Origin of the sequence: Streptococcus sp. SP1 (genome assembly GCF_030440005.1) — a bacterium.
Lineage (GTDB): Bacteria > Bacillota > Bacilli > Lactobacillales > Streptococcaceae > Streptococcus > Streptococcus parasanguinis.
Genome location: NZ_JAQFJJ010000030.1, coordinates 1 through 8,735, shown reverse-complemented (window position 1 = coordinate 8,735; position 8,735 = coordinate 1). Strand labels below are relative to the sequence as shown.

The following is an 8,735-nucleotide window of genomic DNA, read 5'->3' as shown; positions in this document are numbered from 1 at the left end:
GAGGTCTGTGACGAGTCAAATGCAATAAGGCTTGAACAAAGTGAAAGCCAGCGTCTTTAGGCGCTGGCTAGTTATCTGGGCTTATAGCCCTGGTACAAACCACCCGTTTGACGGGTGGTCATGATTTTTACTGGCTAAGATTTTTTCTTAGTAAAATAATTTAAAATATATAATTTCCTTTATTAATTTGGTAAAATAAACGTAATTACTAATGACTGAAATGGATTATAAGTTATGCATATAGATCGAAAAATTCAATTGGGTGAATTATATAAGGAACTAAGAATTACCAGAGGCTTAAAACAAAAGGATGTTGCTAGAAAAGGATTAAGCATAGCACAATTGTCTAAATTTGAAAATGGGCAAACGATGTTAAGTGCTGATAAATTATTAATAGCGATAGAATCAATCCACATGACTTTTGAAGAGTTTGGCCATAAATTAAATAATTATGAATTACCTAAAGATATTATTTTAGGTAAGAAGATATCCACTTTATTTTTGAAACAGGATATTAAAGGATTAGAGTATCTATTAACCGAAGTATTACAGAGTGAAGAGACGGATCGATATCAAAGAATTCAGTCATTCATTATTGAAAATGCGATACATTCATTAGATCAAAACTATGAAAGAAATATAGAAGATAGAAAAGTGTTGGTAGATTATCTATTTTCAATCGAATCTTGGACATGGTTTGAATTATATGTATTTGGGAATACCATGACTTTAATTTCTGATGAAGATTTATTATTTTTTGGAGATCAGCTTGCGGAAAGGACTAAAGATTATAATTTTCTTAAACACAATTTAAGTTCTTTAAAATTAACGTACATAAATTTAATTGGCGAATTGATTTTAAGAAAAATTGATACTCAAGTTCCATTGTTTATACTCGAGCTAGAAAAGCTTCTTTTCCCATATGATATGCTAGAAATCATGTTGTTAAAATTTTTAAAATTAGTAAATGGTTACTTAAAGTCAAAAAATTCTAAAAAGGAAATTAAACAATTTATAGAGTCTCTTCGAGTTGTTGGTGATAGTCAACTGATTAATATTTTAGAGGTAAAATTGGACCAGTTTGGGATACATATAAATTAGGCAAAAGATCAGATGTATGAGATAGGATATTTCATATTTGAAACTCTGTTAAATATTTAAAATTTAGTAGTAAACTATATTTAGATATAACAATTAAATACTTCGATATTTTGTTAATTCATATAAAAGAAAAAGTAATTCTGAAAAACTTAAAAATATTTTTTATTTGAATGAAGTTATGTCTATCAAGTTTCTACTAGAAAGGTATAGCAGATGAAAGTTTTTTTTAGAAATATTTTTTTTAGGAATCTGGTCTTGTCTAGTTTCTTCGATGATTTAGGTTCAACCATTTATAATCTTGTTTTTGTAGTTTTTGCAGCAAGTATTGCGAATAGTAAATTGGCGGTTGGTGTAGCAAGTTTTATACAATATATTCCAACGATTTGTGCTCTTTTTATTGCAATGCAGGCTGACAAAACAAAGAATAAGAAATTGTGGTTGCTATTATTAGGATATATACAAGCAGTATTATTTATTATGGTTGCGTTCTTATCGAAAGAAAATTCATGGCTAGTTTTCTCGATCGTATGTTTCATTAACATCCTATCAGATTGTATTGCAGAGTACAGAAGAGGCCTAGTATTACCTATGTTTCAGTCACACATTCCCGAAGAAGATCTGATGGAAGCGTACTCTTTTGATCAAGTAATAAGTCAAATAACTTTGATTTCTGGTCAAACTTTGGGAGTTTGGTTACTAACGATTTCTCATAATAATTTCTTCTTTTTAGCTACGATAAATGCTATAAGTTTCTTATTATCATCGATGGTATTGCTTAAAATCCAAAGACAATTGACACATCCAGAAGTTAATTATTCACCAGAAAATGGGTTTATCTCACAACTTAAGAACCTTTACAAAAATAGTAAAAGTATATTTAAATATCAAGAGAAAGTACGTTTTGGTCTAATGATTTTTTCAATTTTAGGATTAAATTCGCTAGGCAGTGCTATTTTAATAATGTACAATTTGAAATTTACAGAAATAACTCCTTTTGGTTTATCTTTTGCTCAGTCGGTGTTTTTACTTCAAACAATATTATTTGTTTCAGCCCTAATTGGTGGAATGACCCCTAATGATTATTTTTCTAAACTTTCACTTATTAAAATACTTCAAATAGATAGTGGATTATTAATAGTCATAGGAATATGTGGTTGGATAAATAGTTTGGAAATTATTTCCTTTAGTGTGTTGGCATTCATGATGTATCTTAGTAGTAAGGTAAATCCCAAATTAAATAGTCTCTTAATGGCAAAACTTCCACCGGATATTCTTGCACAAACTAGTAGTTTTTTTAAGGTCATATCAGTATTATCAATGCCAATAGCAACTATTTTATTTACAAGTTTATCTATGTGGAACTCTCAGTTTGCCTGGGGTATATTCTTATTATTATCCATTGTGGTATTTGTACTTTCCTTATTTTCTAATAAATCGGTTACTAGTGACTAAGATTAGTTTACAAGATTTAAATGTTGCATAAAAAGGTACGTGTGTTTGATTTTTCTAAATTTTGAAAACAAGAGAAAACTGCTGAAAGCGTTTGAAATCATTCTTAAAATCAAGTATAATAAAACTAATAAAAGCATAGGAGAACTTGTTATGGCTGTTAAAGATTTTATGACACGTAAAGTGGTTTACATTAGTCCAGATACTACAATTGCCCACGCGGCAGATTTGATGCGCGAACAAGGTTTGCACCGTTTGCCAGTCATTGAAAACGATAAATTGGTTGGTTTGGTGACAGAAGGTACGATTGCAGAAGCAAGTCCATCTAAAGCAACAAGCTTGTCTATTTTCGAGATGAACTATCTCTTGAACAAGACCAAGGTTAAAGATGTCATGCTTCGCGATGTCATTACCGTCTCTAAATTTGCGAGCTTAGAAGATGCGACCTACCTCATGTATAAGAACAAGGTGGGAATTCTTCCAGTCGTGGACAATGACCAAGTATCCGGTGTCATCACAGACCGTGATATTTTCCGTGCTTTCCTTGAAGTATCCGGTTATGGAGAAGAAGGAGTTCGTGTTCGCTTTGTGACAGAAGATAAGGTTGGCGTTCTAGAACAAATCATTCACTTGATTGTAGAAGAAGGATATAACATCGCCAATACAGTCAATATCCCAACAAAAGACGATCGTGTGGTTATCGAAGTTCAAATTGATGGGGTGACAGATCTAGAAGGAATCCGTAGTAAATTTGAAGTCAACGGTTTGAAAGTCGATGAAATTACTCGAACAACCGCAAAAGCTATTTAATAGAAAAAATCAGGCTGGATGGCAATCCAGTCTGATTTTTCTATTAACGGGTAATGGGTTGTTTTTCTTTATCTAAAGTAAAGCCTTCGCCGAGAATTTCATGGGCTTCAGAAATGGTGATAAAGGCGAATGGATCGATCTGATTGATGATGTCTTTCATTTGTTTCATCTCATTCCGTGAAACGACACAGTAGACGATATCCAGATCTTTACGGCTGTAATAGCCCATCCCGCGGATAAAGGTAATCCCGCGACCCAGATCATCAGATACCTTTTTGGCAATTTCTTCTGGTTTAGAGGTAACGATAAGGAAGCCTTTTCCAGCAAAACCACCTTCTCCAATCAAGTCAATCACAAGGGTGTCAATCAGGATAAAGAAGAGGGTATACATAGCTGTACGGACATCTTGGAAGACAACGACAACAGTTATCAGAACAATGGCATCTACAATCAACATGAGCTTTCCCATACTGAGGGAAGTGTATTTGTTAAAGATGCGAGCGAGGATATCTGTTCCTCCAGTGGTTCCTCCAGCATTGAAGATAATCCCTAGCCCCAAACCAAGTACAACCCCTGAGGCGATACAGGCAAGCAGAATATCTCCTTTAAAGGCGTTAAAGATGAAGTGATGGTAGCGGTGGCTGAGGGGTATCGCTTCAAAAATCGCCATCCAAGCGGAAACCGAGAAAGTCCCCAGTAAGCTCAGGTAAAGAGATTTCTTGCCCAGCAGTTTCCAAGTCAGAATGAAAAGAGGGATATTGATCAGCAAGTTCATCAGGGATACGGGGACTTTTAAGAGGTAATAGGTGATCAAGGTAATCCCTGTCGCTCCTCCTTCATAGAAGTGAAAGGGAATGACCAAAAAATAGATCCCAAACGAAAAAATGCCGGCCCCCAAGATGATAGCCAGAATATCTTTAAATTTAAACATGATAGGTTGTCTCCTAAAACTTTATAAGAACATTGTAACAAAAAAGTGAAAAAATGAAAATGACTTTGAAAAATTTTCTCTCCTAAAATACAAGATTTTTACCCTTATTTTTGGTAAAATAAAAAGTAGAAAACTAGAAAGAGGATATTATGGTAAACGGTACATTAATTTCATTTGAAGGTCCAGAAGGAGCGGGGAAATCATCGGTCCTAGAAGCCGTTTTGCCTCTACTTGAAGAAAAAGGAATTCCTTTTATTACAACCCGTGAACCAGGCGGTGTAGACATTGCAGAAAAGATCCGCCAAGTCATTTTAGATCCAGACCATACTCGTATGGATGCCAAGACCGAGTTGTTGCTCTATATTGCTAGTCGTCGGCAGCATTTGGTGGAACGTGTCTTGCCAGCCCTTGCAGCTGGGAAGATTGTCTTGATGGACCGCTTTATTGATAGCTCGGTCGCTTATCAAGGGTATGGTCGCGGTCTGAGTGTGGAAGATATCGAGTGGCTCAATCAATTCGCGACAGATGGTCTTAAACCAGATCTCACCCTTTACTTTGATCTGGATGTCGAAGAAGGGCTCGCTCGAATTGCCAAAAACCAAGAGCGGGAAGTCAATCGTTTGGATTTGGAAGGATTGGAGCTTCACCAAAAAGTCAGACAAGGTTATTTGGCCTTGTATGAAAAGGAACCAGAGCGCATTGTGAAAATCGATGCCAGTCAATCCTTTGAAGCAGTCTTTGCGGATGTCTTGGCTGTTTTAGAAAATCGCTTGGGGATATTGAAATGAAGCTTGAAGAGATCCAACAGCTCCAGCCAGAATTGGTGGAGCGCTTCACCCAGATCTTAGAACACAAACAGCTCAGTCATGCTTATCTCTTTACAGGCTCTTTTGCCAGTTTTGAGATGGCCCTCTTGCTAGCTCAAAGTCAATTTTGCGAAGATTTGCAGGGAGTCTGGCCTTGTGGCAACTGCCGGTCCTGTCGCTTGATTGCTGAAGAAGAATTCTCAGACGTGAAGATCGTGCGTCCAGTCAACCAGATCATTAAGACCGACCGCATTCGTTCGCTGGTTCAAGACTTTTCTCAATCAGGATTTGAAGGCAGTCGACAGGTCTTTATCGTCCAAGATGCGGATAAGATGCATACTAATGCGGCCAACTCTCTCTTAAAAGTCATGGAAGAGCCCCAGAGTGAGATCTATCTTTTCTTGTTGACATCCGATGAAAACTTGATCTTACCGACCATCAAGAGTCGGGCCCAGCAGGTACATTTTCCTAAAAAGCAAGCCTACCTAACCGAACTGCTAGAAAAAGAAGGCTTGATCAAATCACAGGCAAATTTAGTAGCTCGTTTTAGTTTTAATCTCGAAGAGGCAGAGCAGCAAAAAAAGAATGCTACGTTTTTTGAATTGGCTAAAGTTTGTGATCAGTTCATCGAACGTTGTCAATCCAATTTGAATCGTGCCTATTTGGAAGTGACTCGATTGGTGAGTTTAGCAGATGATAAGGAAAAACAAAGCCAGGCCTTTCGTTTGATGGAGTTGGCTTTAGAAGAGCAGTTGCGCTTGAACAGATCCCAGCAGCTACTGGGAAAATTGAGTCTTGCTCGCAGGATGTGGAAGGCTAATGTTTCTTTTCAAAATGCTCTGGAATATATGGTTTTGAGCTTAGAAAGTTAAGGAGTCAGAATGAATAAAAAAGAATTATTTGATGCTTTAGACGGCTTCTCTCAGAATTTGTTGGTCACCTTGGCTGAAGTCGAAGCCATCAAGAAAAATTTGAAACAAGTCATCGAAGAAAATACAGCTCTTCGTTTAGAAAATGATAAATTGAGAGAGCGTTTGGGGGAAGTTGAGAAGACTTCATCCGCAAAGTCACAACACCATGGCCGTGAAAATTTGCAACGTATTTACAACGACGGTTTTCATATCTGCACTTATTCCTACGGTCAACGCCGTGAGAACGATGAAGAGTGTATGTTTTGTGACGAGTTGTTATTTAGGGAGTAAGCATGCAGATCCAACGAAGTTTTAAAGGGGAAAAGAAAACTGGGGTGCTTTACCTGGTCCCAACACCGATCGGTAACCGGGAGGATATGAGTTACCGCATGGTCCAGACCTTAAAGGATGTGGACTTGATCGCAGCTGAGGATACTAGAAATACAGGCCTCTTGCTCAAGCATTTTGAGATTACGACACCCCAGACCAGCTTTCATGAGCACAATGCCATGGAGAAAATTCCTGATCTGATCGCCCATTTAGAATCCGGAAAGGATGTGGCGCAAGTCTCAGATGCAGGACTTCCTAGTATCTCTGACCCCGGTCATGATTTGGTCAAGGCAGCGATTGAACGAGAGATTCCTGTCGTAGCTGTGCCTGGTCCTAGTGCGGGTATAACGGGTTTGATTGCTAGTGGCCTAGCCCCTCAACCTCATATTTTTTATGGATTTCTGCCTCGCAAAGAGGGGCAACAGAAGGCCTTTTTCCAAGAAAAAGTGGCCTATCCGGAGACCCAGATCTTTTATGAATCGCCTCATCGAGTAAAGGCAACCTTAGAGAATATGTTGGCTGTCTATGGGGATCGTCCTGTCGTCCTGGTTCGTGAATTAACCAAGATCTACGAGGAATATACTCGTGGCAGTATTTCTGAGTTAGTCGCATTTCTTGAAGAAAATCCCCTCAAAGGGGAGTGCCTCTTGATTGTCGAAGGAGCCAAGAAAGAAGAACTAGACCTAGAAGAGGTCGACTTGATCCAAGAGATCGATACCTTGGTCCAAGAGGGCATGAAGAAAAATCAAGCAATTAAACAGGTCGCCAAACAATACGGCCTGCAAAAGAGTGAGCTCTATGCTCGATACCATCAAGACTAGGAAAGGTTGGAAGCAGGATGGAAATTAGAATGGCTTATCCCAATGAGATTAAGCGAATTATGGAAATCATCCAAGATGCCAAGGAAAGCCTGGCTCAAAGACAGGTCGACCAGTGGCAGGATGGCTATCCAGATGAAGAGATCATTTTTGAGGATATTCTAGAAAGTCGAGGCTATGTGGCCGTTGAAGATCAGGAAGTTGTCGCCTATGCAGCTGTCTACAAGGGCAACGAAGCGGCCTATAATGAGATTTACGATGGCAAGTGGGAGCATGACAACTATATGTATGTCACTTTTCACCGCGTCGCTGTAGCCAAAGAAGCTGCTGGCAAAGGGGTGGCTCAGACCTTCCTTCAAGGTTTAATCGAAGGGGAAAAAGGGCCGGATTTCCGTTGCGATACGCACCCAGATAATGTGGTGATGCAGCATTTACTTGAAAAATTGGGCTACCATTATTGTGGAAAGGTCCCTATTGATGGAGTCCGTCTGGCTTATCAAAAGATCAAGCGAAAAGCAGAATCCAGTCTATTCCAAGTGGTCTCAGAAGAGGACCGCTGGGACCAAAGAGCGGAAGCAGCCTACAATGACTCTCTATCTTAAACAATTCTATGAAAGCCCTATGGGGCTTCTTTCGATCATTGTCAGTAAGGAAGGCCTTGTAGAGCTTGATTTTTATGATCCGAAAGAGGAGGCGCCTGATCCCTATGGGGCGCTGGAGCAGATCCATCCCTACCATGAGAAGGTGAAGGAGTGGTTGGACCACTATTTTGCGGGAGATCCAATCGCTATCAGTTTTCCACTAGCACCGCAAGGAACAGCCTTCCAAGAGCGGGTGTGGCAGTTATTGCGAGAGATCCCATATGGTGAGACCAGGACCTATGGCCAGCTTGCCCAGGTTCTTTCTTGTGGTTCAGCCCAGGCCGTAGGACAGGCTGTCGGACGCAATCCCTTGACGATCTTAGTCCCTTGTCACCGTGTGATGGGAAAAGATGGACAACTGACGGGCTATGCGTCTGGACTCGATCGCAAACGCTGGCTCTTACACCATGAAGGAATTATCTGGAAGGAGAAATAAAACCGATGTATACCTTTATTGAATACCCAAAATGTTCGACTTGTCGAAAGGCTAAATCAGAATTGGACGGTCTCCAATGTGAGTTTCAAAGCCAAAACATCGTCACAGAAACACCGACTAGCCAAGAATTGCAAGACTGGATGGCAGCTTCTGGCCTGCCAATCAAGTCTTTCTTTAATACTAGCGGGATGAAATACCGAGAACTCGGTTTGAAAGATAAGGTGGATCAACTGACAGTGAAAGAAGCGGCGGATCTCCTTGCTTCAGACGGTATGCTGATCAAGCGTCCTTTGCTTGTCAAAGATGGAAAAGTTGTTCAAGTGGGCTACCGGAAACCATACGCAGACTTAGGTTTGTAAAAGAAAAGGGAGTTTGTGAACTGCACCCCAAAAGTTAGACAGAAAAATTCTAACTTTTGGGGTGTTTTTATTATGAAACTAACTTATGAAGATAAAGTTCAGATCTATGAACTTAGAAAGCAAAGGCGAAGCTTCAAAGAGCT

General features: G+C 39.3%; 11 protein-coding genes. 10 read left to right on the top strand and 1 reads right to left on the bottom strand.

Annotated features, from left to right (window positions below; translation table 11 throughout):
* Positions 1-234: 234 nt before the first annotated feature.
* From PCY07_RS10270 to PCY07_RS10260, 3 genes are all read left to right on the top strand, one after another.
* The gene (locus tag PCY07_RS10270; RefSeq protein WP_301356696.1) at positions 235-1,101 is read left to right on the top strand and encodes an Rgg/GadR/MutR family transcriptional regulator; all 867 of its coding nucleotides are present in this window, start codon (positions 235-237) and stop codon (positions 1,099-1,101) included.
* 213 nt (positions 1,102-1,314) lie between these two features.
* A complete protein-coding gene (locus PCY07_RS10265; RefSeq protein ID WP_301356697.1) occupies positions 1,315-2,553 on the top strand; it encodes an MFS transporter permease in 1,239 nt (412 codons plus the stop codon).
* 150 nt (positions 2,554-2,703) lie between these two features.
* On the top strand, positions 2,704-3,360 hold the full coding sequence (locus tag PCY07_RS10260; protein WP_155124705.1) for a CBS domain-containing protein: 657 nt from the start codon (positions 2,704-2,706) through the stop codon (positions 3,358-3,360).
* 43 nt (positions 3,361-3,403) lie between these two features.
* On the opposite strand, the gene PCY07_RS10255 is transcribed toward PCY07_RS10260, so the two are convergent.
* Positions 3,404-4,291, bottom strand: a complete 888-nt coding sequence (locus PCY07_RS10255; RefSeq protein ID WP_301356699.1) for a YitT family protein — start codon at positions 4,289-4,291, stop codon at positions 3,404-3,406.
* A 149-nt stretch (positions 4,292-4,440) separates the two neighbouring features.
* On the opposite strand from PCY07_RS10255, the gene tmk reads away from it, so the two are divergent.
* From tmk to PCY07_RS10220, 7 genes are read left to right on the top strand one after another with little or no spacing between them, the layout of a single operon-like run.
* Positions 4,441-5,079 carry a dTMP kinase gene (gene tmk, locus PCY07_RS10250; protein WP_021153665.1) on the top strand — a complete coding sequence of 213 codons (639 nt, stop codon included), beginning with the start codon at positions 4,441-4,443 and terminating at the stop codon, positions 5,077-5,079.
* A complete protein-coding gene (locus PCY07_RS10245; RefSeq protein ID WP_195412344.1) occupies positions 5,076-5,969 on the top strand; it encodes a DNA polymerase III subunit delta' in 894 nt (297 codons plus the stop codon). Before tmk ends, PCY07_RS10245 begins: the two co-directional genes overlap by 4 nt.
* Positions 5,970-5,978: 9 nt before the next feature.
* Positions 5,979-6,299 (top strand): DNA replication initiation control protein YabA, encoded by a 321-nt coding sequence (gene yabA / locus PCY07_RS10240; RefSeq protein WP_003005416.1) that lies wholly within the window; start codon positions 5,979-5,981, stop codon positions 6,297-6,299.
* Between the two features lie 2 nt (positions 6,300-6,301).
* Complete coding sequence (gene rsmI, locus PCY07_RS10235; protein ID WP_049488520.1) at positions 6,302-7,159, top strand: 16S rRNA (cytidine(1402)-2'-O)-methyltransferase; 858 nt, start codon at positions 6,302-6,304, stop codon at positions 7,157-7,159.
* 17 nt (positions 7,160-7,176) lie between these two features.
* Positions 7,177-7,758, top strand: coding sequence for a GNAT family N-acetyltransferase (locus PCY07_RS10230; protein WP_301356702.1), 582 nt, complete (start codon positions 7,177-7,179; stop codon positions 7,756-7,758).
* Positions 7,742-8,233, top strand: coding sequence for a methylated-DNA--[protein]-cysteine S-methyltransferase (locus PCY07_RS10225; protein ID WP_003017529.1), 492 nt, complete (start codon positions 7,742-7,744; stop codon positions 8,231-8,233). Before PCY07_RS10230 ends, PCY07_RS10225 begins: the two co-directional genes overlap by 17 nt.
* A gap of 5 nt (positions 8,234-8,238) precedes the next feature.
* Positions 8,239-8,592, top strand: coding sequence for an arsenate reductase family protein (locus PCY07_RS10220; RefSeq protein ID WP_003013024.1), 354 nt, complete (start codon positions 8,239-8,241; stop codon positions 8,590-8,592).
* The last annotated feature ends 143 nt before the right edge of the window (positions 8,593-8,735 follow it).

Bases quoted from the DNA above. Each gene is read 5' to 3' on its own strand.
- PCY07_RS10245 (WP_195412344.1), top strand. From the start codon at position 5,076: ATGAAGCTTGAAGAGATCCAACAGCTCCAGCCAGAATTGGTGGAGCGC.
- PCY07_RS10265 (WP_301356697.1), top strand. From the start codon at position 1,315: ATGAAAGTTTTTTTTAGAAATATTTTTTTTAGGAATCTGGTCTTGTCT.
- PCY07_RS10225 (WP_003017529.1), top strand. From the start codon at position 7,742: ATGACTCTCTATCTTAAACAATTCTATGAAAGCCCTATGGGGCTTCTT.
- yabA (WP_003005416.1), top strand. From the start codon at position 5,979: ATGAATAAAAAAGAATTATTTGATGCTTTAGACGGCTTCTCTCAGAAT.
- PCY07_RS10230 (WP_301356702.1), top strand. From the start codon at position 7,177: ATGGAAATTAGAATGGCTTATCCCAATGAGATTAAGCGAATTATGGAA.
- tmk (WP_021153665.1), top strand. From the start codon at position 4,441: ATGGTAAACGGTACATTAATTTCATTTGAAGGTCCAGAAGGAGCGGGG.
- PCY07_RS10255 (WP_301356699.1), bottom strand. From the start codon at position 4,291: ATGTTTAAATTTAAAGATATTCTGGCTATCATCTTGGGGGCCGGCATT.
- PCY07_RS10270 (WP_301356696.1), top strand. From the start codon at position 235: ATGCATATAGATCGAAAAATTCAATTGGGTGAATTATATAAGGAACTA.
- rsmI (WP_049488520.1), top strand. From the start codon at position 6,302: ATGCAGATCCAACGAAGTTTTAAAGGGGAAAAGAAAACTGGGGTGCTT.
- PCY07_RS10220 (WP_003013024.1), top strand. From the start codon at position 8,239: ATGTATACCTTTATTGAATACCCAAAATGTTCGACTTGTCGAAAGGCT.
- PCY07_RS10260 (WP_155124705.1), top strand. From the start codon at position 2,704: ATGGCTGTTAAAGATTTTATGACACGTAAAGTGGTTTACATTAGTCCA.